The organism is Chitinophaga fulva (genome assembly GCF_012927205.1).
Taxonomy (GTDB): Bacteria; Bacteroidota; Bacteroidia; order Chitinophagales; family Chitinophagaceae; genus Chitinophaga; species Chitinophaga fulva.
Genome location: NZ_JABBGC010000002.1, coordinates 862,708 through 886,956 on the forward strand (window position 1 = coordinate 862,708; position 24,249 = coordinate 886,956).

General features: G+C 50.6%; 16 protein-coding genes. 8 read left to right on the forward strand and 8 right to left on the reverse strand.

The genetic code is table 11. From position 1 onward, the window contains the following. Positions 1–33: 33 nt before the first annotated feature. Entirely contained in the window at positions 34–1,125 is a 1,092-nt protein-coding gene (locus HHL17_RS20070; protein ID WP_169226577.1) for a sensor histidine kinase, read from the reverse strand. Positions 1,126–1,247: 122 nt separating this feature from the next. On the opposite strand from HHL17_RS20070, the gene HHL17_RS20075 reads away from it, so the two are divergent. Genes HHL17_RS20075 through HHL17_RS20100 form a run of 6 tightly spaced genes read left to right on the forward strand, consistent with a single transcriptional unit; the run spans position 1,248 to position 10,950 of the window. Continuing rightward, on the forward strand, positions 1,248–1,625 hold the full coding sequence (locus tag HHL17_RS20075; RefSeq protein WP_169226578.1) for a response regulator: 378 nt from the start codon (positions 1,248–1,250) through the stop codon (positions 1,623–1,625). Between the two features lie 46 nt (positions 1,626–1,671). Continuing rightward, positions 1,672–2,817 (forward strand): HEAT repeat domain-containing protein, encoded by a 1,146-nt coding sequence (locus HHL17_RS20080; protein ID WP_169226579.1) that lies wholly within the window; start codon positions 1,672–1,674, stop codon positions 2,815–2,817. Positions 2,818–2,823: 6 nt separating this feature from the next. Next, positions 2,824–4,266 carry a glycosyltransferase family 2 protein gene (locus HHL17_RS20085; RefSeq protein WP_169226580.1) on the forward strand — a complete coding sequence of 481 codons (1,443 nt, stop codon included), beginning with the start codon at positions 2,824–2,826 and terminating at the stop codon, positions 4,264–4,266. A 23-nt stretch (positions 4,267–4,289) separates the two neighbouring features. Further along, a complete protein-coding gene (locus HHL17_RS20090; protein ID WP_169226581.1) occupies positions 4,290–5,786 on the forward strand; it encodes a glycosyltransferase family 2 protein in 1,497 nt (498 codons plus the stop codon). A gap of 17 nt (positions 5,787–5,803) precedes the next feature. Continuing rightward, a complete protein-coding gene (locus HHL17_RS20095) occupies positions 5,804–8,677 on the forward strand; it encodes a tetratricopeptide repeat protein (protein ID WP_169226582.1) in 2,874 nt (957 codons plus the stop codon). A gap of 20 nt (positions 8,678–8,697) precedes the next feature. Next, positions 8,698–10,950 carry a DUF4838 domain-containing protein gene (locus HHL17_RS20100; RefSeq protein WP_169226583.1) on the forward strand — a complete coding sequence of 751 codons (2,253 nt, stop codon included), beginning with the start codon at positions 8,698–8,700 and terminating at the stop codon, positions 10,948–10,950. 2 nt (positions 10,951–10,952) lie between these two features. On the opposite strand, the gene HHL17_RS20105 is transcribed toward HHL17_RS20100, so the two are convergent. The 3 genes from HHL17_RS20105 to HHL17_RS20115 all read right to left on the reverse strand — a co-directional run bounded on the left by HHL17_RS20105 (position 10,953) and on the right by HHL17_RS20115 (position 16,865). Continuing rightward, positions 10,953–14,822 (reverse strand): PAS domain-containing hybrid sensor histidine kinase/response regulator, encoded by a 3,870-nt coding sequence (locus HHL17_RS20105; protein WP_169226584.1) that lies wholly within the window; start codon positions 14,820–14,822, stop codon positions 10,953–10,955. Positions 14,823–14,886: 64 nt separating this feature from the next. Continuing rightward, entirely contained in the window at positions 14,887–15,897 is a 1,011-nt protein-coding gene (gene ahr, locus HHL17_RS20110; RefSeq protein ID WP_169226585.1) for an NADPH-dependent aldehyde reductase Ahr, read from the reverse strand. A gap of 80 nt (positions 15,898–15,977) precedes the next feature. Continuing rightward, the gene (locus HHL17_RS20115) at positions 15,978–16,865 is read right to left on the reverse strand and encodes a helix-turn-helix domain-containing protein (protein ID WP_169226586.1); all 888 of its coding nucleotides are present in this window, start codon (positions 16,863–16,865) and stop codon (positions 15,978–15,980) included. Positions 16,866–16,927: 62 nt separating this feature from the next. Here HHL17_RS20115 and HHL17_RS20120 point away from each other — a divergent pair, with 62 nt between their 5' ends. Both HHL17_RS20120 and HHL17_RS20125 read left to right on the forward strand, forming a co-directional pair. After that, positions 16,928–18,163: an amidohydrolase family protein gene (locus HHL17_RS20120; RefSeq protein WP_169226587.1), complete on the forward strand. Its 1,236-nt coding sequence runs from the start codon at positions 16,928–16,930 to the stop codon at positions 18,161–18,163. 198 nt (positions 18,164–18,361) lie between these two features. Continuing rightward, entirely contained in the window at positions 18,362–19,381 is a 1,020-nt protein-coding gene (locus HHL17_RS20125) for a WG repeat-containing protein (protein ID WP_169226588.1), read from the forward strand. 107 nt (positions 19,382–19,488) lie between these two features. On the opposite strand, the gene HHL17_RS20130 is transcribed toward HHL17_RS20125, so the two are convergent. The 4 genes from HHL17_RS20130 to HHL17_RS20145 all read right to left on the reverse strand — a co-directional run bounded on the left by HHL17_RS20130 (position 19,489) and on the right by HHL17_RS20145 (position 24,245). Continuing rightward, on the reverse strand, positions 19,489–20,388 hold the full coding sequence (locus tag HHL17_RS20130; protein WP_169226589.1) for a DUF6892 domain-containing protein: 900 nt from the start codon (positions 20,386–20,388) through the stop codon (positions 19,489–19,491). 64 nt (positions 20,389–20,452) lie between these two features. Continuing rightward, complete coding sequence (locus HHL17_RS20135; protein WP_169226590.1) at positions 20,453–20,899, reverse strand: SRPBCC family protein; 447 nt, start codon at positions 20,897–20,899, stop codon at positions 20,453–20,455. A 189-nt stretch (positions 20,900–21,088) separates the two neighbouring features. Then, positions 21,089–21,760, reverse strand: a complete 672-nt coding sequence (locus HHL17_RS20140; protein WP_169226591.1) for a DUF4844 domain-containing protein — start codon at positions 21,758–21,760, stop codon at positions 21,089–21,091. An 88-nt stretch (positions 21,761–21,848) separates the two neighbouring features. After that, positions 21,849–24,245: an ABC transporter permease gene (locus HHL17_RS20145; protein ID WP_169226592.1), complete on the reverse strand. Its 2,397-nt coding sequence runs from the start codon at positions 24,243–24,245 to the stop codon at positions 21,849–21,851. Between the last annotated feature and the right edge of the window lie 4 nt (positions 24,246–24,249).

The following is a 24,249-nucleotide window of genomic DNA, read 5'->3' on the forward strand; positions in this document are numbered from 1 at the left end:
AACCCGGGGTATTATTTTTCAGACTTACTCGTTTTACTTTCTCCATTGGAAATAAAAACAGCTCCCTTCTTCTTTCACCGACTCCACCCACACCTTGCCGCCCTGTGTTTCCACCAGCAGCTTCAGGATATTCAGTCCGATACCGGTGCCCTTGCCATTATCGCCGTCATTGTCTACTTTCTCGAATAGACGGAAAATGCGCTCGTTGTCTTTTTCAGCGATGCCCGGCCCGTTATCTTTCACGTAAAATTCGTAGTAGTCACCCCTGTCTTCGCCTCCGATACCGATTTTCACCTGTGGCTTGTCTACATATTTAATAGCATTGCAGATCAGGTTCTGAAACACTTGTTGCAGTTTCTGGCGGCTGGTATACAAAGCCGGGAGGTCATCTGCGACGTGGATATGCACGTTGACCGGCGGGAATAGCAGCTGCACCAGTTGGTCCAGCAGCACTTTCACCTCCACCATTTCTTCCGGCTGATTGTCCTGGTGTTCGCGGCTATAATCCAGGATAGCGGAGATCATATCTGCCAATTTGTGGGAGGCATCCACGGCCATGTCCACAAAAGACAACAACTCAGCAGATTGCTGCAGCTCTTCCTCCTCGCGTAAAATCAGCAGCAGGCTGGTAATACCGGAGAGCGGCGATTTCAGGTCGTGTGCCACCACGTGCATAAAACGCTCCAACTGTCCGTTGACCTGCTCTTTAGCCTTCAACGCCATTTTCAGCTCCCGCTGATAATAATATAACCTTTCAAAAACATCCACCTTGGCACGGGTCAGGTGTTTATGCAGCGGTTTGGGGAGGTAATCTACCGCTCCTTTCTCAAAACCTTTCAGCATATCTTCCTCGTCTTTGTTGGTGGCCGTCACAAAAATCACGGAGATGTCTTTAGTCTGTGGATTGGCTTTCAGCTGGCGGGCCACCTCGTAGCCGTCCATGTCCGGCATCTGCACATCGAGCAGTACCAATCCGATATCATCCTGTTCCCTGGCTATGTCCAGGGCTTCATGGCCGGAGGTGGCCAGTACAAATGTCCGTCCCTCTGCCTCGAGCATACGCTGCAATACTAAAAGGTTGGTTTTGTGGTCATCTACCAATAATATCTTAAACTTCGTGGTCATAACTATATGCTTCCATCGCAAATATAGGGCATAAAAAAGCAGACATTTACATATAATGCCTATCTTTATTAAAGAGTCAACTGTGAGACCATAACAGCCATGAGTAACCGCTAATATCGTATATGCATAAAATACTAGTTATTGAAGACGACGAAGTAATGCCAAAAATTTTTCAACGGATACTTCATAAGGAGAACTATCAACTGGACCACGTAGTGAATGGTAAAGAGGCCATTCAGAAGCTGGAAGAGACCAACTACGGATACGACCTGATCATTACCGACATCATGATGCCGTATGCCAACGGTTTTGAAATCCTCAGCCGGGTGAAAAGCAGAAAAGAAGGCAAACCCATTGCCGTTATTATTGTTTCCAATGCGGGCAATGAAGACATGATCCTGGAAGGTTTTAAGCTGGGGGCGGACGACTTCCTCAAAAAACCGGTCATTCCCGGCGAACTGCTTATCCGCGTGAAACGGTTGCTGATGCAGTACCAGTAATTATTTCCTGTGCCACGCGTTATTTTATAGACCATTTCCTGCGACCATGAAAACCATACCGGCTTTTATTTCGGCTACCGTAGACCAGTTCCGTTACGCCCCGCTCGTGATACAGATCGCGGTCATCTTTACTGCTGTTGCGGTATCGATGACAGCCATCGCTTATATCTCCATCCTGCTAAATCGCTACCGGAGCCACCGGCGGGAGAAAAAGCTGGCAGCCCTCCACCCGTTGATCGATGAGCTGCTCACCGAACATATCCTTATGAACGAGGAGCTATATACCGATGAACCGGTAGAGGCCACTGTGCCTGTGGGGGTTTTTGACAAACCCATTTTTGAAAAAAAATGGGCCCGGCAGGTATTGATCCAACGGTTGATGCAATACCGCGACAACGTACAGGGCGCCATGGGCGACCAGCTGCGCAGCCTCTACATACAACTGGGGCTGGACAAAGACTCCCTGAAGAAGCTGAAGTCCAGCCGCTGGGACCATAAAATCCAGGCCCTCGGCGAACTGACCAATATGGACATTCCCATTGCCGATGTGATCATCCTGCCGTTAACAAATAGCCGTAACCGTGAGTTACGTGCCACCGCCCGGCATGCCTACATCAAACTGAGCAAAAACGAGCCCTTCAAATTTTTTGACGTGGCCACCGAACCGTTACTGCTCTGGGACCAGGTGGAACTATTCCGCATTATTTCCACCACCGACCGGATCTCTATTCCCAACTTCGCCCAATGGATCACTTACTCCTCCAATAAAAGCATCATCGCTTTCTGTCTGAAACTGGTAGAACATTACCAGCAGCTGAGCGCCGTTCCCGCCGTGGTAAAGCTGTTGGATACCCGCGACCACTACCTGCGGGCCAATGCCATCAACTGCCTCGGCAAACTGAGGATTGAAAGCGTGGAAGACAAATTGATGAGCATGTACGACAGCCAGCCCCATCATTGCCGCACAGAAATACTGAAAGCGTTTGGGCGTATCAGTAGTGGTAAACAGGTAGATTTTCTGCGGCAGGAGTTCTTGCATTCCTCCGATTTTGAAATCCGTAAACACGCAGCCAAATCGCTGATCAACAACCAATGGGCCGCCAGCAGCCTTATCCAGGAACTGGTGGATACCGCCACCAGGGAGAACAAACTCATCCTGAAACATTGCATGAACCCATTAATCAAATTTTAGTCGCTGATGGACAGTACATTCTGGGAAATGCTCAGGAATATATTTGAGGCCGGTACTTTTATTTATGGTGCGGTACTATTGGGAACCTATGCCCTGTTAGCGCTGTTTTCCATTATCGCCGTCCGCTCCTACGCCAAAAAGGGAGAATCCCAACAGGTGGACATACTGCTTAAATCACCCCTGGCGCCGGGTATTACCGTGCTGGCACCCGCTTATAATGAGGGATTGACCATTATATATAATGTCCGCTCCCTCATGACGTTGGTCTATCCCCGTTATGAAATCATCGTTATCAACGACGGTAGCACGGATAACAGCCTGGAGCAACTGATCGAAGCCTTTGAGCTGGTGCCCGTAGACTTCGCCTATAACGTCAAGATCCCTACGCAGCCGGTGCGTAAAATTTATAAATCCTCCAATCCGGCGTATGCGTTGCTTACCGTCATAGATAAAGTAAACGGTAAAAGCAAGGCAGATGCCGTTAACGCCGGCATCAATGCCGCGTCCTACGACTATTTTGTGTGTACCGATGTAGACTGTATCCTGCACGAACATACGTTGATGGAGCTCATTAAGCCTGTCATGCAGGAACCGCACAAACGGGTGATCGCCACGGGCGCCACCCTGCGCATCGCCAACTCCTGCGAATTTGATGAGGGCGTGATGACCAGGATGCGGCCACCACGGCAGCTGTTGCCCCGCTTCCAGGAAGTGGAATATATCCGCGCCTTTGTGCTGGGCAAAATGGGCTGGAGCCTGATCAACTGCGTCCCCAACGTGTCCGGCGGCCTCGGGCTGTTTGACAAGGAGGTGGCCATCCGCAGTGGCGGGTATGATTTCAGCTCCTTCGGGGAAGACATGGAGCTGATGACCCGCATGTGCCGCTATGCCAGCGACAACAAGATCGACTATGCGATCCGGTATGTTCCCCGAACACTCTGCTGGACCGAAGCACCGGTGACCGTCCGTATTTTCGGACGGCAGCGGACCCGCTGGGCCAGGGGGCTTGCCCAGCTGATGCACGCGCACTTCAGCATGTTCCTGAACCCAGGCTATGGCCGCATGGGCATGATCATCTTCCCCTATAACTTCTTTTTTGAGTTGCTGGCACCCCTGGTGGAAGCTATCGGCATTATATTTTACATCACCGGCGCCGTGCTGGGACTTATCAACTGGCCCACAGCGCTGTTGCTGCTGTTATTTATATATACGTATTCCGTGATGATCACCACGCTTGCCATCCTGTGGGACCAGCTTACCTTCCGGTACTACAAGAGTTGGCGGGAAGTGATATACCTCTGCGCCACCCCGCTGATGGAGATGTTCATCTACCATCCGCTGATCGTGTTTTTTTCATTACGGGGATACTTCCATTTCCTCACCGGGAAAAAGAGCAGCTGGGGCAATATGCAACGCCGCGGTTTCAAACAACAGGCAACTGCCCATTGATCAGATTTTAAATTGTCGATATCGTGGAATGGTTCAAAAATTTCTATGAAGGTTTCGTATTTGCATTCGGCTGCGCGATGCTGCTGATGTATGCCTTGCTCGCCCTGCTATCATTGCGGGGCATCCGGCGCTTCCAGCGTACGCATAGCTATGTGGACTATACGAAAATGCTGGACTCTCCCCTGGCGCCAGGCATCTCTGTTATTGCGCCGGCCTACAACGAAGGCGTGACCATCATCTCCAACGTGCGCTCGCTGCTCACGCTGGTGTATCCCAAATACGAAGTGATCATCATCAACGATGGCAGTACCGATGACACCCTTGAGAAACTGATCAACGAATTTGAGCTACAGGAAGTGGATTTCGCCTACAACGAGCGGATCAAGTCCCAGCCTGTCAAACGTATCTTTAAGTCTGTCAATAATGTTTACGACAAACTGCTGGTCATCGACAAAGTGAATGGCAAAAGCAAAGCGGATGCCTCCAATGCCGGTATCAACGCCGCCGCTTATGATTATTTTCTTTGTACCGATGTAGATAGTATCCTGGAGAAAGATACCCTGTTACGTTTGATCAAACCCTTTATGGACGAAGAGCACCAGCGCATTAAAGCCGTAGGTGAACCGTGTCCCGAATGTGGTTACGTGCATTTTGCAGAAGACAGCGTGCGGGTAATTGCCTCCGGTGCCACCCTGCGGCTGGCCAATTCCTGCGATGTGGACGAAGGCGTGATCACCCGTGTGAGACCGCCGCGCCAATGGCTGCCCCGCTTCCAGGAAATGGAGTATATCCGTGCCTATGTACTGGGAAAAATGGGCTGGAGCCTGATCAATTGCGTGCCCAATGTGTCCGGCGGCCTTGGGCTGTTTGACAAAGAAATAGCCATCAAGGCCGGTGGGTATGACAGCCAGTCCTTCGCAGAAGACATGGACATCGTCACCCGTATGTGCACCTACATGATCGACAACAAACTGAAATACGCCATCCGCTATATACCCACCTCACAATGCTGGACAGAAGGGCCTCCTACCCTGAAAGTCTTCAGCCGGCAACGTACCCGCTGGGGCCGTGGCCTTGCTGAGATCATCACCATGCACCGCAGGGTGCTCTTTCATCCGCGGTACAAACAACTGGGGCTGATCGTGCTCCCCTACAATCTCTTATTTGAGTTTTTAGCGCCCATCATCGAGTTCACCGGTATCCTGTTTTATATCTACCTGATCATTACCGGCCAGATCAACTGGCATTACGCCCTGATATTACTGGCTTTTGTATACCTGTATTCCGTGATGATCACCACCCTGGCCATCTGGTGGGACCACATGACCTATCATTATTATAAAACCTGGCGGGAAGTGATAGGACTGGCCCTGATGGCTTTCCTGGAGCCGTTGTTTTATCACCCGCTGATCGTCTTTTTTGCCTTAAGAGGATATTATTATTTCCTGACCGGTAAAAAACATTCCTGGGGCAATATGCAGCGACAGGGCTTTGGCAAAAAGAAAACCGCAAACGCTTAGTACTAATTTTTTTATAGATGAGGACATCCGTGTTGAAATATGTTTTCCTGATAACCGCTACCGTAGCTGTTCTGCCGGGTATGGCACAAAACAAAAATAAAAGCAGGGCTGCCGAGTCGGTTTATGACGACGCCGTAAAAGCCATGCGGGCAAAACAATATCCGGAAGCTATCCGTCTTTCCCGCCAGGCGCTGGACCTGCAGCCCGATTTCGTGGACCAGCAACTGCTGCTGGGCAGACTGTATCAGCTCACCGGGCAAAACGACAGCGCCCGGAAATACATCCGGCAGGTGCTGTTAACCGCTCCCCGCTACCGCGATGCCTACCTCTATGCCATCAATATTGAACTGGCCCAAAAACAATACGAGGAAGCCGAATGTTATGCAGATATGGCGCTGGGGTATTTCAACGGCGACCGTGAATTTATGCTGAAGAAACTAGGTGTCATGGATGAAGCCCGCAAGTTCTACCAGGGCAGCAATTACGCTAATACCCTGCTGGACAGGCATGGTACCGACACCGTCGTGCAAAGAGCTGTCACAGGCCATTTCCTGCTGGCAGGCGGCTACTTCCGTAAAAACAACTACCATAACCTCGCCCGCGACAACTACGAAAAAGCGCTGATGACCGACCCTTCCAACCAGGAAGCCAGGCAGGCACTTACGGGCATGGATATACGTGATAATAACTACAGCGCCGCACTGGAACGGATAGAAGCCGAACTGGCCAACCATCCTAACTCCTACGACCTGCTGATGAGCAAACTGGAGATGTTGCACGAGATGCACCGTTATCCTGAAGCCATCAGTCTCCTTGAAAATATTATTAAACGTTTTCCGGGAGACACCAGGGCCCGCAGCCAGCAGGTGCCTTTACGCATGGAAGCCGCCGCCTATTATACCAACACCGATCCTTACGCGCTTTATGCCAGCATACTCGAAAAAAATCCCGGTAACCAGGATGCCCTGCAGAAGCTGATCGGCCTAAGCGTGTCCCGCGGCGCATACCGCGAAGCGCTTACCTGGATCAACCTCGGCCTGAAAAACCACCCTGATGACGCCCGGCTGCTCAGCCTGAAAGCAGACATGCTGGAAAGCGACCGTAAATACGCAGAAGCCGCCATGCTCGCTGAAAGGCTGCTACAACGGCAACCCGGCAACACCACCGAACGCGAACGCCTCGGCCGGCTCTATACCGCCAGCGGCCGCGAATACCTGGTACAGCAACAATACCCGGAAGCCCTCACGGCATTCGAAAACGCCCTTCGCATAACGCCCGCTGACACCACGGCGCCCAACCTGCTGGTCAACACCTACCTGCTTCAGAAAAAACCCGCACAGGCAGTGACGGTCCTCGACCAGGCATTACTACAACATCCCGGTAATGCCCGCTTCCTGCTGAAAAAGGCCAACATACTGGCCGACATGGGACAGTATGATCAGGCCACCGCCATCATGGAAACATTGCTGCAACAGTATCCGGTCAATACGCAATACTCATCCCTGTTACAGGACATCCATCTCAGTGCCGGCAGGATACTCATGCAAAATGAAGAATATGAACAAGCCAAAAGGCAGTTTCAGGCAGTGCTGGCCTTACAACCCGGACAACCCGAGGCACTGCAATACCTGATCAACGCCGAGAGCGCCATGCAACAGCCCGACAGTGCATTGGCCCGGCTGGACCAGGCACTGCAACAAGACCCGCATAACCGGGAACTGCTGTTTAAGAAAGCCGGCATCCTTAGCACACAACATCAGTATGCAGCCGCCAGCGCCATCCTCGACAGCCTCCGGCAGCAATATCCTTTTACCGTTAAATACCGTAACGCCTATACGGACAATCTGCTGGCCGCCGGCACAACAGCGCAGCGTAATCAGCAGCCGGACAGCGCGCTGCAAACTTTCCGCCAGGTGCTGGCCATCAACCGGAAAGACTCCGCTGCCTTGTTATATGCCATCAACCTGTATAACGGGAAAGGTGCCTATGACAGTGCGCTCCTATACACTGATCAGGGGCTCCGGTATTATCCGGACAACCCAGCGTTCCTTGAAAAACGCGTCATAACCCTCGACAATAAAAAAGATTATAGCGCAGCCTCCCTGGCAGCAGATTCGTTATTGCGCTACAGCAACACCTCGGTCCATACCGATTACGCTGACTACCTGCGCAGCAAAACACTCAAAAATCAATTTGGGCTGTTCTTCCTGCGCTCCAGTTATGACTACGGCACCAGCCGCTGGTATAACATCGCCACCGCGGAGTACCGCCATTTTATGAAGCGCGGCAGCTATGCCGCAAGGCTTAACTATGGCGGACGGGCGGAAGGCACCGGCGTAATGGGTGAGGCAGAATTATACTACACTCATACCCGCCGCACGTATTCGTATGCCCTTGCCAGTTATGCCAATTCAGATGTGTTCCCTACCGCGCGACTGGCTTACTCTATCTTCCATACTTTTGGTAAAAGCATAGAAGGTGAGCTGGGCGCCCGTTATCTGAAAGCAGATACCTCCAATGTATATTCCGGCGTAGTATCGGTGGCCAACAGGTTTAACGACTTTTATGTAAACCTTCGTGCCTACTTCATCAGTGACCAGCCTCATTTTTATACCTCCTTTAACCTGACCACCCGGTATTATATGAACCGGGACCAGGACTATCTGCTGTTGGTGGCCGGTTTGGGCACCTCGCCCGATGACCGCAGCCGGCTGGTGCAGTTCCCGCAACTGGCAGGACTGCTTACCCGCAGCGTAGGCACCGGTTATCAGAAAACCATCAGGTACCGCACCACACTGGGGCTTTACGGCACCTGGATCAACCAGAAGATCAGCCCCACCATTTTTCAGAACCAGTATGATATCTTTGTAACGGTACAACGAAAATTCTAACCAATTTTATGCGCAGGAAGATGACATACCTACTTTACATTATGACGTTGTTCGGTTATGGCTGCCAGTCCCTTACCGGCGGTGATATCGCGTTGGTATCGGGCGGTAAAAGCAACTATGTGATCGTATTGCCCGTTGACGCGGGGAAGAACGACCAACATGCTGCTGATGTGTTAAAAGACTATGTAAAACGGATGTCCGGCGCCACGTTGAACATCGTCAAAGAGAATAGCTTAAAGGATAAAAACCAGCCGGCTATTTTTATTGGCCATACCGACCATGCAGCCAATATCAATACCGGGAAAATAAAACCGGAAGGTTTTATGCTCGCTACCGATGCGCGCGACGTGTACGTTATCGGCGGCAGTGGCAAAGGGGTGGTATACGGCGTATACACGCTGCTGGAACAATACCTCGGCTGCCGCAAATACAGTCAGGCGCCAGCCACTGTGCCCACGGTTAAAGACGTGCGGGTACCAGCACAATTGCACGATCTGCAAGAACCGGCTTTCACTTACCGCGAAACCTACTATCCTGCGGCGTTCGACAATGAATACCTCGAGTGGCACAAGCTGCATCGCTTTGAAGACCTATGGGGCTTGTGGGGCCACTCTTTCTTTAAGCTGGTACCACCCCGGGCATGGTTTGCCGTTCATCCGGAATACTTTGCCCTGGTGAAAGGTATCCGGCAGCCTACGCAGCTATGCCTTAGCAACGAAAATGTATGGCGTCTCGTAGTGGATTCGTTGCGCCTGGCCATCAAAGCTAATCCCGATGCTATGTACTGGTCCATCTCACAGGAAGATGGCGGCGGCTACTGTACCTGCGACCTTTGCCGCAAAGTGGACGCCGAAGAAGGCGGTCCCTCCGGTTCGCTGATACGTTTTGTAAATAAAGTGGCCGCGCAGTTTCCGGAGCAGCAGTTCACCACCCTGTCTTATCTGTATTCCGCCAGGCCACCGCAACGCACCAAACCGGCCGCTAATGTGATCATCATGCTCAGCTCCATCGATGCCCTGCGGCAGGAGCCACTGGGCAGTATTCCATCAGCTGCCGCTTTCCGCAAAAACCTGGATGCCTGGGGCACCGTCACGTCACATATCTTTGTATGGGATTATACGACCCAGTTCACCAACTACCTGGCGCCTTTCCCGGACTACGCCAATCTGCGGCCCAACCTGCAATACCTGTCGGACCACAAAGTAAGCGGCGTATTCTCGCAAGGCAGCGGCGATACCCATAGCGACATGGCGGAATTCAACGCCTATGTACAAGCCAAATACCTCTGGAATCCCAAAACAGATGCTGATAAATTACAGGATGATTTTTTACAGGGATACTATGGAAAAGCCGGTAAAAACATGCGGCAGTATATGGACGCGCTGGTGAACACACTCAAACAAACGCATGCTCCGCTTGATATTTACGGCAACCCTGTCAACAATCACCGGGACTACCTGTCACCACTGGCGATTGACACCTACAGCAAACTGCTCGACAAAGCCGAAGCTGCCGTTGAAGGACAGCCTGAGTTGCTAAAACGCGTATATGCGGCGCGGTTACCACTGGAATATACCGTCCTGCAGCAGTCCCGCTTCTTCGGTACAGAACCGCACGGCTACCTCGATGCTAACGGAAAAGAATATACGGTCAATCCGCGCTGGCCGGAAAGGGTACGGAAATTTACCGCCGGCTGCAAAGCGGCAGGCGTGACCACATTAGCCGAAGGCGGCGTTAGCCCCGATGGCTACCAACAGGAATGGGATAGCCTGTTTGCCCGCAAATGGACCAACAGCCTGGCTTTCAGGGCCAAAGTATCACTGGTGAACCCACCCCCGCCGGAGTTTCCGGGCAAAGGCGCGCAGACCCTTACCGACGGACTGGAAGGCGGCAGAGACTTCAGTCTCAACTGGCTGTACCTGTATGGTAAAGACCTCGTAGCGGTAATAGATATGGGCACTGCCAAACCGGTCAATACCGTGTTCATGCACTTCTTACAAGACGCGCGCCATTATATTTTTAATCCATCCCGGGTTAGTATTGCTATATCAGACGACAACATCCATTTCACGGATGTGGGGGAACAGGTCATTACTCCGCTACAAGGCGAAGACTACGATGTAAAAAACACACCGGTATCTTTCAAACTAACAGGAAAGGCCGTACGCTATATCCGGGTTACCGGTGTTTGCCCCGCAGACATACCCGTATGGCGGGAAGCGCCTGAGAGCAAACGACCCGCCATCTGTTGTGATGAAATTTATGTACAGTAATATCAGGACAACTGGTCCAGTGCCAGCTGAACAGCAACAATTGCCTTGTCCAGTTCCGTTGCCAGCACCTGCAACTGTTCCGCTGTAGGACCGTTACTTTCCGTGTCCCGGAAAACTTTCTCCAGTCCGCTCAAACCAGCGTAGGTCGTGACGCTCCGCATACTGTGGCATATCTCCCCTATCCTTTTGGGATATTGGGTCATGTCTTTTTCGGCCAGTTCCTTTCTAACCGATTTACAATCGTCCAGCAGCAGGGAGAGCGTTTCACGGAGCAGCGGGTCTTGCTCAGTATCGCTGCCGAGGTAGCCCATCAGCACGGAGAGGTCTAACGGCTTCGTGTCTGCCGGCGGCGGCGTAGCAGGTTCTTCGCTGCTTACCCATTTATTGACCAGCTCCATAATTTCGTCCTCCACAAAGGGTTTCGACAGAAAATCATCCATACCGGCGGCCATGCATCTTTCGCGCTCTCCTTTAGCATTGCCGGCAGTCAGCGCGATCACGGGAGTATGTTTCTCCGGAAACAGTTCCCGGATGCGGCGGGTAGCATCATAGCCGTTCATTCCCGGCATTTGGATATCCATAAATACGAGGTCCGGTTGTTCGCCAATGTAAAGCGTCACTGCTTCCTGTCCGGTCCTCGCTTCTATAATGGTGGAAGTGGGTATCGATCGGGAGATAATGGTTTTAATCAGGAGCATATTGACATTATTGTCTTCTGCCAGCAGCACTTTTAAAGTGGTACGTTCTGGTTTCCGCTTTTGCTGCGCCGCCTGTGCGGAACCATGCTGATCAGCGTTCTTCAATGACAGATGCGCCAGCGCATTATACAGGTCCTGCATTTTGACAGGCTTCACCAACCGCTGTTCCACCTTCAGTTCTTCACAAACCCGTTGTACCGTTTCATCATCTGAAGAACTGTACAACAATACCACTGGTGTCCAGGTCCCCAGCTGGTCGGCCATCTTCCGCATTTTACGGAGTGTTTCCAATCCATCCATCACCGGCATGTGGTAGTCCATCAATACCGCGTCGTAGGTCCGCCCTTCCATCAGGAACTGCAACGCTTCAAAGCCGCTTTTAGCCATGTCGGTCTCGATTCCTTTCAGTAGCAGCATTTGTTGCAGGATGGTGCGGTTGTGTTCATTATCATCTGTCACCAATACTTTTTTCACCGCTTCAATATGCTGCCATGTCACCGGCGGGCCATCAGCTGTTTCGACTGTTACTTCAAAAAAGAACGTGCTGCCTTCTCCGGGAGTGCTCTGTAACTGCAGCCGGCTGTTCATCAATGCCAGTAGCTTATTGGAGATGGTGAGGCCCAGGCCTGTGCCGCCATATCTTTTGGTGATAGATATATCTTCCTGGGAGAAAGCTTCAAAGATTTTTTCCTGTCGCTCCTTCCGGATGCCAATACCCGTGTCAGACACCTCAAACCGGATGGTGCGGTGATATGCCGCATTTGCGGGAGAAACGGGATATATCTTCAGCCCTACTTCTCCTTTTTCGGTGAACTTGACCGCATTGGAGAGGAGGTTGACCAGTATCTGTTTGAGCCGTAGCTGGTCGGTCCAGATGAAACGCGGCAATTCAGCAGATATGTCATAGATCATTTCCAGGCCTTTACTCTGGGCCTGAAACTTCACCATATCGCTCACCTGGCAGCTCACTTCATAGATGTCCAGTTTCTGAACATCCAGCTCCAGTTTACCCGCCTCTATCTTCGAGAAGTCAAGAATATCGTTGATAATATTCAGCAGGGTACCTGCGCTCTGGTTCACGATAGACAGGTACTGGTGTTGTACATCATTGAGGCGGGTTTTCAGTACGAGGTCTGTAAACCCGATGATACCATTCAGCGGCGTTCTGATTTCGTGGCTCATATTGGCCAGGAACTCCGACTTGGCCACACTGGCCTGTTCCGCCAGCAGTTTGGCCTGCCGCAGTTCTTCCTGGTGCAGCGCGATGGCTGTAATATCTTCTGTCAGGATGGTGATACCGCCTACTTCTCTATCATGATGAAACCAGGGCCTTATCTCCCAGCGCAGATGCTGGTCATGTTTCCATCCCGGCGGCCGCCAAATGAATTCTCCATTCCTTTCCGTTTTCCCGGCGACTGTATCACGGTAGATCTGTTTGAAGCCTTCCGGAACATTGGGCAACAACTCATAGACTGTTTTCCCGTAAAGTGCCTGCCCTTTCAGTCCATTGTCTTCTGCCCAGGCATTGCTGCAGGCAATAATACGAAGCCGCTTATCCAGCATCACTACCGCCGCAGGGGTATGTTCCACAAATGCGGCGAGCTTGGATTTTTCATCGAGCAACAGTTGTTCCGCCTTCTTCCGGTCGGTAATATCAGTAGCGATATGCAGGTATCCTGTCAGTTCGTTGTCCATATTATGAATGGCCGATATCACGAGTGATACGTTCACAGCAGAACCGTCTTTACGGATATACGTCCATTCCTGCTGTGCCACCTGCCGGTGACGGGCGGCTTCCAGCGCAAATATTTCCATGGGCGCAACACCTTTGGACCCGGCCCTTTCAGAGAGTTCAGCCGGTTCATGAAAAGTGGCCGGTGTTTGTTTACCGACGATTTCCCGGGAAGTATAGCCCAGCAGGTTCTCCGCCCCTTTATTGAACAAGGTAATGGTGCCATCCAGTCCCGTAGCGACAATACTAACGTCGATGGCTGATTGCAGGATGTCTTCCACCAGTTTGCGTGCCCGTTGTATTTCTTCTTCCATCCGCTTTTGCCGGTCAATGTCCTGAAAGGTGCCATACAACCGGACGCATTTGCCGTCCCTGACTTCCGTGCTGCCGATAGAACGTACCCAGATATTTCTGCCTTCAGCCGTGACGATCTCCAGTTCTATGTCCCATGGTTCATGAAATTGTATCCCCCTGTTGACAGCATCTTCCATAGCGGTGCGGTTGGCACCTTTGTAAAAGTTCAGTGCACCTTCCAATGAGGGCACAAAGTCGTCGTCCACCTCATGAATGTGGCGGGTCACATCTGACCAATAAGGTAATTGTTTTATTACATCAAACTGCCAAAAGCCGATCCGGGCCACGCTATTGGTCCGCTCCAGCATATGTGTGGTCAGTTTCAATTCTTTCTCCAGTGCATGCCTCAACGTTATATCCAGCGCATTAGCGATCACGTAAGGGGTCCCATCGATGGAATATTCCAGTACGTTGTTGTACAGCCAAATCCGTATGCTGCCATCGCGATGGCGTGTATGCATGATCCCACTGACCTGCTTTTCTTTTTTAACAGCATCGAGATATTCGTACACCCCTTCCGCAAATGCAGCAGGTATGATGTCCCAGAGCGTTCCGCCAATGATTTCTTCCGGCTGATAGCCGAGGCTTTCAGCGCTGGCGCGGTTTACCGCCAGCAGTTTTCCTTCGAGGTCATGCATACACATCATGCCCCTGGAGTTATTAAAAAACACCCTGAACTGGTGTTCGCTTTCCTGTAACTGGCGTTCCTGCTGTATTTCCTGTGTAATATCCCTGCCTACAGCGAAGATATTGCCGTTGGCCATTTCGGGAGATGCCATCCACTGCAACCACACATATTCACCGTCTGTTTTACGCATACGGTTCACAAAGTTGACAGTATCGATCCCTTCGTTTAGTCCTTTCAGTTGCTCACCGGAGCTGTCGGCATCTTCCGGATGAATGATATCAAACACCGGACGGCCCAGTATTTCCTCGGGCTTCCAGCCCAGCACCTTTGAGAAGGCGGGGTTCACCATCTCAAAGGTGCCGCTGCTGCCTACCAGACAGAACAGATCATTGGACAATAGAAAAAACTTGCGGAAATGTTCCATTTCCTCCTTGCGCGCAGCAGCCGACTGGTTTAACATAGCATGTGGTTAATGCCGTTAATTTACGAAAACTAAACACATTACCCACCTACTTTTCTGTTAATCAACTGTTCTTCAACACAATCCGGTAGCGCGCCTTCCCTTCTTCCAGGTGACGGATGGCCTCGTTCACCTGTTCCATCGGGAACTCTTCCACTATCGGATAAATGTTGTGGCGCACACAGAAATCGAGCATGGCACGGATCACCGCAGGACCGCCGCCTGGGCTTCCCGCAACAGATTTCTGTCCGGCAATCATATCAAAAACAGGAACAGCGATAGGCTCCTGTACAATACCCACTACATGCAATTTCCCTTTGGGTGCGAGGCAATTCAGGAATATATTCCAGTCCAGCGGCACATTCACCGTGCTCAGTATAAAATCCAGCTGGCCCTGCACGGTTTTCAGTGCATTAGCATCGGTAGAATTGATCACGCGGGAAGCGCCCATGTTTCGTATTTCCTCGTATTTGGAGGGATTGGAGCTGAAGGCCACCACCTCGCAGCCCCAGTGCTTCAGGAAACGTAATGCCAGGTGCCCGAGGCCGCCGATACCGATCACACCTACCCTGTCGGTGGGCTTCACTCCTTCCAATAACAGCGGATTGAAGACTGTCAGTCCCGCACACAGCAGTGGCCCCGCCTTTGCCATATTGATATTTTTAGGCAGTGGAATGACCCATGACCAATGACCTCGCACGATATCAGCAAATCCGCCGTGGCGGTCTATTACCACCTGCTCGGCTTCCGCACATAGTTGCTGGTTGCCTTCCAGGCAATGCCGGCAATGCATACACGACTCCGAGAACCAGCTAAGGCCCACCTTATCGCCTACCCGTATGCCTTTCACGTGACTGCCTGCGCGAATTACCTCTCCCACGATTTCGTGGCCGGGTACCAGCGGATATCGTGAAACGCCCCAGTCATTGTTGATCATGCTCAGATCGGAATGACAGAGCCCACAATAGGCCACTTTGATATCCACTTGCTCCGGGCCGATCTCCGGTAATTCATATACAAATTTTTCCAGCCTCCCATGAGGCGCATTGGCTGCGTAGCCGGTAACTTTCGTCATACAACAGAATTTTTGAGCCCGTAAAATTATCGGCCGTACGAGCAGGAAAGGTCATCTCATCAAAGGAAAAAGTATAAAAATCAAAGGACGTGTGTGCGTAGGCGTCTCGGGGCGTGACCGGTTTGTTTTTTAAAGAAACTGGAGAAATAATTAGGGGATTCAAATCCAAGACTGTGTGCGATGGTGGCCACCGGCCAATCGGTATGGCGCAGCAATGCTTTTGCTTCCTGCAATATCCGGCCGGCAATATGCGCTGAAGTGGGTTTACCGGTCACCTCCCTCACTGCATGGTTTAGATGGTTGACATGCACCGCCAATGCCTTGGCATAGTCACCGGCAGCGCGCAGCTCCAGCTGGCGGCCTGGGGCGTCTATCGGGAACTCACGCTCCATACGTTCAAAAAAGTGGGCTGTAATGCGCTCCGCAGCATTCTGCTGACGGATACTGACAGTATGCGGTGTTATTTTTAATGCTTCGTGTACCAGCAACTGGAGATAGTTGCGTAACAGGTCATATTTGTACAGGTAGTCTGACTGCATTTCCTCCAGCATATGCTGGAAGATGCCACTGATACGTTGCTCCTGTGCAGGACCGAGGAAAAATACCGGGTTGCTGCCGGGTTTGAAGAGGGGCGCCTGTTGCATGCTTTCATTCCGTTCTCCATTTTGCAGGAAGGCTTTCTGAAACATACAAAAAAAGCCGGGCTGCTCAGCGGACACCGGTTCCCAGCCAAAGGGCGTATGCGGATTAAAAAATACCAGGGCCGGCCGGTCAATCAGTATTTCCTGGTCGTTCCAGCTCAGGCGGCTTTGTCCCTGTAACAGGGATACCTTATAATAATCGCGCCGGTTGTAAATATGTGGCACCGTGCAGTGGTCGCCGTTTTCAAACACGTTAAACAAACGGCTTCCCTCTCCGAGGATACCTCTGTCGTCATAAAATGCCGCTATCGTTTCCTTTCTTCCCATGATTTCAAAACTAAGAAAATCAAAGAATAAAAACGTACCTTAATTGACCACAACACTCCCATATGAAAACGTATCTCTTAGTGGTACTCTCTTGTATTTTCCTGTCTGCCCATGCGCAGTCTGATCTCGCCCTTGTGGGCGCCCGTATATATCCGTCACCGGGAGCGCCACCTATAGAGCAGGGTGTGGTGCTTATCAAAAACGGCAAGATCGCCGCCGTAGGCAGCCAACAGCAGGTGAAAGTACCCACTAATCTGCGTGTAATAGATGGTAAAGGGCTGGTATTAATGGCTGGCTTCTGGAATTCGCATGTGCATTTTATGAGCCCGGTATGGGAACATGCGGACAGTCTGCCTGCAGCACAGCTCACCGCGCAGCTGACTGAGATGCTGACCAGTCGCGGGTTTACCCATGCATTTGACCTGGCCACGCTCAATTTCCGTAATCTCCGTGCCTTGCGGGACCGGGTACGGTCCGGTGAAGTAGACGGGCCTGCCATCCTCAGTGCCGGCGAACCGTTTGTACCACCTAATGGCAGTCCTTTTTACGTTCGCCCGATAAAACTGCCCGAGATCAGTACTCCGGAGGCCGCCGTGGCTTACGTCAAAAAACAGCTCGATGCCGGCGCCGATGCTATCAAGATATGGTCCGCCTCTCCTGTAGGCAACAACAACGTGGTGGCCATGCCCGTGGATATCGTGAAAGCCGCCACCACTACCGCGCACCAGTATCAGAAGTCGGTATTCGCGCATCCTACCTCTGACACAGGAATGCGTGTAGCCGTCGCCGGTGGTGTGGACATACTGGCGCATGTTTCGCCGGATGGCTATGTGGCCTGGAAACAGGCGGATGTGGACATGCTGCGGCAGCATCATGTGGCTGTCATCCCTACCCTGAAACTATACAAATGGGAACTGGAGAGAAACAAAGTAGCCTCCCCTGAAGATCATCCGCTGGTGAAAACAGCCATAGAACAAATAGGCATATTTGCCAAAGCAGGCGGTGAGATCCTGTTTGGCACTGATGTAGGTTATATATCTGATTTTAATACAGAAGATGAATTCCGTTTTCTCGCGGCCGCAGGTCTCACTTTTGACCAGATACTCACTTCGCTCACGACCGCGCCGGCAAAGCGCTTCGGCCTGTCACAACAGTGCGGGCGTGTGGTCAAAGGGTTGGATGCCGACCTGGTACTGCTGAAAGCAGATCCTCATACAGATATCCGAAACTTCGCTGCAGTGGCCTACACCATCCGAAAGGGAAAGGTGATCTACGATGCCCAAACATCGAACAAATAACAAAAAAAGAAATGGCTGCCATTCATCCAACATCTTCATAAATCCGGCTTCAGCGTGCAAAAAACAGTGACCGCGCAAACGCCTCCCCGTGGCGTATTTGGCCTGATCATTCAACCCGAAAAAAAATCTTAAGGTAAAAAATAAGGTAGCTTGCACTTTTTTCTTTATTTTTTCAACTGAAAAACCAGAAAAAAGAAAATGAGAAAGAGTGTTGTGACCCTCGGCCTGTTATGCGCTACTGTAGCTGTTTGTGCCCAGAATAAACTGTATTACTTCCCGACGACCGACAGTGCTCATGTTGGCGTAAAAAACGATCTGGGAAAGATTATCATTCCGGCTAAATTTTCCGGCGCTATCAATTACGACTTTGAGCAGCCCATTACCGGCCCTACAGTAGAGTTCTATGACGTATCTACTCCTGTAAAAACGCCAAAGCTGTCACCGGCTGTTCCGTGCGGCGAAGTATTTAACAGGAAGGGAAAATTCCTTTATTACCCGCTGATGTACGACAATGGCCCCGACTACTGGGAAGAAGGACTGCGCCGTTATGTGGAGAATGGCAAAGTAGGGTTTGCGGATAAAAGCGGCCACAAGATAATTCCGGCAAAGTGGGACTTTGCTACTCCATTCAACTATGGTTATGCCACGGTATATGAAGGCGGATGGCAAAAAAAATATGAAGCCGGTGGAGAACACTGGTATATATCGGCAGCATCCGGTAAAGCTGTCAGCTACCTGATCAACAAAAAAGGAGAACGGGTAAACCCCGGTGCACAGCAGCATGCAAAGGATTACAAAAACGACAACCAATACTATCCGTACCCATTCCAGTACAATGCCACCGAGCAAAAAATCGTCGACAGCCTGCAACAGCTGGATGTGATCAACGATATCAACCTCGTTAACCACTATGAAGACGGCCCCCGGAAAGATCACCTGTTACAGTTCGAAATAACGGACAGGCCTACACCGGATTTCCCGTATTATACCGTACAAGGCTATACGCAGCAAAGTAAGGAAGACCGGATGCAGTTTATCATCAGCCATGATGGAAAAGATTACCAGTATCGGCCCTGGTCAGCTGAGGAACCAGTGCCCCTGCGGCAATGGATCATAGCCGAATTAAACGAATGCAAGGCTTTCATGCAGGAACATGCTGACGCTCCTTTCCGGTTTGATGCGGATGCCCGGCTGAAACAATGGACAACGCAGCACTAGCAGCGATTTCCCTGCCCGGAAACGTACAATGCCTGACCTTAGGTTATCAGACCATCAAAACCGCTACCATCAACCCGGTAAAAGCATTGCGGGATTAACAGGGAGACTTAAATGGATTCCACCGTGATCCCTTTTTCGGCCAGCTGCGCCTGTATGTCTGCCAGGTTATCGGCATGAAAAATATTCATACGCTTCAGGTTGGGGAAATGTCTGACATCTTCAAAATCCCGGATATTGAAGGTATCATCTTCCCCATCCCAGAACCGCAACAGGTGGAGGTATATATCATCTCCACCATCCTGCGAAATCTCTGTAATCTCCGTAGCATATTTTTTATCGATCTCCAATGCTTCAAAGTAAGCAGTGACCTCTGGTATAAATTCGTACCCTTCTTCTTCCACATCTATCTCCCGGCCGGCATGGTTCTCCACAAAATCATACAGGTCAAATGCAGGCTTCAGCAGTTCTTTATTGTACATCAACTCCTGTATCACAGCCAGTTTGAAGTTAAAATCCGTGAACTCAATTTTCTCTCCCGTAATGGGCTGGTATTTGTACTTATCGGAGTACACTTTAGGCGCTGGTGGCTCATTTCGACTGATAACAACACCCTTCAGCCCATTGTCTTCCATATCTACCCACACATCCAAACCACCAATGGTCAGCGTTCCACCTTCATCCCATTTGTTGACCTTCCTGGCTGATTTTATATTTTTATCAATGTAGGCCCGGTAGTCCATCCCGTTGATCGTAAAGGTGTCCACAAAAACAGAAGCCGGGGAAAAATCCAGGAAACCGGATATATAGTCGAGGGAGAACCCTTCCACTTGACGGCCGTTTTTTGAATAGGCCAGAACGCCCAGCGTATCCCAGGTGTAGATATGATTGTATTTTTTTTCCACATGCCGGGATTCTCCCAACAGTGTTTTTAATTGTTCGATATCCAGTGGGAAGTGCATCTCCACACCGTTCAGGGTGAAGCGGTTATCAGTGATCGTTATTTCCATAAATGACATTTGTTCCTGTTAACAAACAGGAACGAATATCGTATTTTTTGTACTTCTGCAAATACTATTCTTTTGTATCGGGTTGTCCTTTGCCGGTGGTGATCAGGCTATGCAGGCTGTTCAGGTACCTGCTCCATGCATTGGAACAGGCATCATAGCATTCAATTTCCGGTACCAGTCCGTGGTGGATAAACCGGAGCTCCGTCTGACCATTTTTCGGGGTGATGTCAAAGCTGACCGTAGTGCCAGTCCATTCGTTGGGGTTATCCTTGAGGAAAGTCAGCCGGCTGTCTGTTATCAGCCACACTACTTTTTTATCCGGCACCACTTCAGTCAACCGATGTTTACTGTAATGGAGATCTTTGTAGCGGTAAACAAATTCATCCTGCGCGTGATGGGTGTCGCCTTCCAGCGTTTCCGACCACCAGCCGCGGACATTATTGACGGCATTAAACACTTCATGGGGCGTCTGGTCTACCAGCATGGTAACCGTAAAATCAGCATGTTCCATAGTATCGGTTTTTGGAGTTGATATAAAGATAACGATACAAAGGTATCCATCCTGTTCATTCCACAGCAGCTGCTAAATTGCCTTCCTTAAGGGGTAATTCTGACAAAAATATATCAACGCTTTAACTCGCCTGGCAGGTAGCCGAAGTCCTCTTTGAAGAAAAAACCAGGCAACGATGAGGCATTGGCTTCATCGTTGTCTGAAATATTTAATTTGCTCCAGCCTGATGAATGCTTGTTCTTCGGTGAACTCACGCCGGGGCAAACTTTCCACCTGGTGAAAACCGTTGAAACGAAGTTCTTTTATATTCGGCCCAATAGAAAACAGGTTATATTCCCGGCAGGAATTGCATTGAACAATCCACCAGTCCGTGTCCGGTATCCCCTGTTGTTTCTCCAGCACAAGTGCCTCCAGTGGCTGACTACAGCCAGTACAGGCCTCTGACCGGATTTCCAGGACTTTTTCCTTTTTCTTTCCTTTTATAAAATCAACCACTTTCATCATGCTGACTAAAAAACTGCCGTAGAGCCATTTATTCAACTCATCTTTAAGGTCAACTCTTACAATACCAGCCAGTTCATCAAAAGTGTCGCAGATAAATTCGCGGTCTTCCGTATCGAAAACATTTTTATTCAGCATTTTAAGCGCATCCATCAACAGTCTTTTGTAATCTTTTTCGGTGCCGCCTTGTTTGGCTGCCATCATCAGCTGATCAGCGAAATGGTTAAAGAATCTTTCAAGTCCGTCTCGGGTTTCATCATCAGAAGGGTTCAAACCTCTGTCCATATATGCGGAATAAGAAAATTTGCCACGCTCTTTAAAATTAGACAGGGCGGTGATAAGGAATGGTTGCGTGTTCATGGCTGCAGATTGTTCCGCCAAGATAACTTATTACCGCCAACTTTGGCGATTTTAATGTGATGAAAAAATGTTTATCATATTGTGATGACTATTCTGCTTTCAGTGATTTTACAGGGTTCATCAAAGCGGCTTTCACAGACTGATAACTCACTGTCAGCAGTGCGATGATCAACGCCAGCAAACCCGCGAGCGCCAGCATCCACCATTGTATTTGTATGCGGTATACAAAGTCTTCCAGCCACTTGTCCATGATGTACCAGGCCGCCGGCACCGCGATGATAAAGCCAAAGAAAACCAGTTTGATATAGTCTTTACTTAGCAGTCCCACGATGTTGGTCACGGTGGCGCCCAGCACTTTCCGCACACCGATTTCCTTACGGCGTTGCTCTGTGGTGTACGCTGCCAGTCCGAATAATCCGAGGGAAGCGATCATAATGGCCAGTAACGTGAACCCGCCAAACATTTTACCCAGCCGGGTTTCTTTTTTATAAAGCTGATCGAAATTGTCATCCAGGAACTGGTATTCAAACGGATAAGGCGTATATCGTTTGATAGCCTGCTCAAAAAGCGCGATGGTGCGTGGCAGGTCTTCCGGCCGTACTCGTGCAGAAATATATCCTGTAGGCGCCTGGTCGAGCGTAAGCACCAGCGGTCCGGGCACATGGTGAATGGAATTAAAATGGAAGTCATGCACCACGCCGATAATCGTTCTTTTTCCGTGGCCGTCTGAATAATCGAATGATTTGCCCAGCGCCTCTTCCGGTGTCCAGCCGAGGGCTTTGACCGCCGTTTCATTGATCAGGGCGATGGGTGCACCGAGCGTGTCCGTACCGAAATCACGGGAGAAGCCACGGCCTGCTACAGTACTGAGTCCATATACATTCAGAAAATCATAATCGATGCCGGTGGTACGGGTGGCCAGTCTTTCCCCGCTGTTGCCGGGCCAGTTCAGCATGCTCTGGTTGGTAATGAATGCGGTGGGGAGATACAGCGAATAACTCATGGAAAGAATGCCGGGATGACTGAGCAGCTCTTTGCGAAGCGTACTGTAGTTACGGCTCACCATTTCATCGTTTACCCGGATGGCCAATACCTGCTCCCTGTTGTATCCCAGGTTTTGATGTTGCACCAGCTGCATCTGCCGGTAAATAATGAAACTCCCGGCCACCAGTATGATGGAAACAGCATACTGGCCCACGATCAATACCCGTTGCAGGGAAAAACCACCAGTGCGGATACCCTGTTTGCCTTTGAGCACCTGCGCCGGACGCAATGCTGTCATCAGGAAAGCGGGATAACTGCCGGACAACAAGCTTACCAGCAGTACAAGCAACAGTAATCCCGGTACCAGGAAGGGATTGCCGAAATAATCCATGTGAAGGGAACGGTCCATCAGCTGACTGAAAAATGGCAGCAACAGATGCACCAATCCCAATGCCAGTACCAGCGACAGTACCGTCATGATCAGGGATTCACCCAGGAACTGGGCCATTAGTTGACCACGCATAGCACCTGCCACCTTGCGCATTCCTATTTCCTGCGCCCTGCGGGCAGAGCGGGCCACGGCGAGATTGGTATAGTTTACACAAGCCAGCAGCAGGATAATAAAACCGATGCCCAGAAACAGGTATACAGATTTATCACTGCCGCTTTTTTCAAATTCAAACGTATCGAGGTGCTGTGATTTCAGATGGATGTCTTTCAGCGGCTGCAACAGGAAGCGGAGGCGGTCTTCCGGCCGCCAGCGGGACAGATGCTCATCGATGTAGGTGCGCAGTTTCTGCTCCAGTTGCGGCGCGTCCGCCGGATTGGCCAGTATGGCATAGGTGTATATGCCGTTGTTCATCCAGGGGTCTTTCACGGAGCAATCGACGTAATGAGGATCGGCAGTGACAGGAAGGATATATTGAAACTGAAGATGGGATGCCTCGGGCACATCGGCCATGATACCGGTGACGATATGGGCCTGATCATGCTGATACAACAGTGTTTTTCCCATAGGGTCCTGCTCCCCGAATATCCTGCGCGCCATAGATGCCGTCAGTACAATACCGTTGGGCATTTTCAGCGCTGTTGCGGGATCGCCCTGTAAGAATGGGAAAGTGAATATATCCAGAAACGCCGTGTCTGCGAAAATACCCTGTTCCTTAAAATGCCGGTCGCCAACGCTCAGCAGCGGGTTAAAGGCAGGTTCCACTGTAGTAGCCGCCTTCACTTCCGGAAACTCCCGGAGCAGTGCTCCCGCCAGCGCCGGAGAAGTAGTGGACCAGTAGTCCTGCCCTTTGGAGATGGGGCGTTGTTGTATCACGCGGAAAATCCCGTCGGCCTTGGCATGGAAACGGTCAAATGACCATTCGTGCTGAACAAACAGCAGTATCAGGATAAAACAGGCCAGCCCTGTGGCCAGGCCGAAGATATTGATAAAGGAATATCCCGGGTTGCGTAACAGGTTACGCCAGGCGATCTTGCAATAATTCCTTAACATGGCG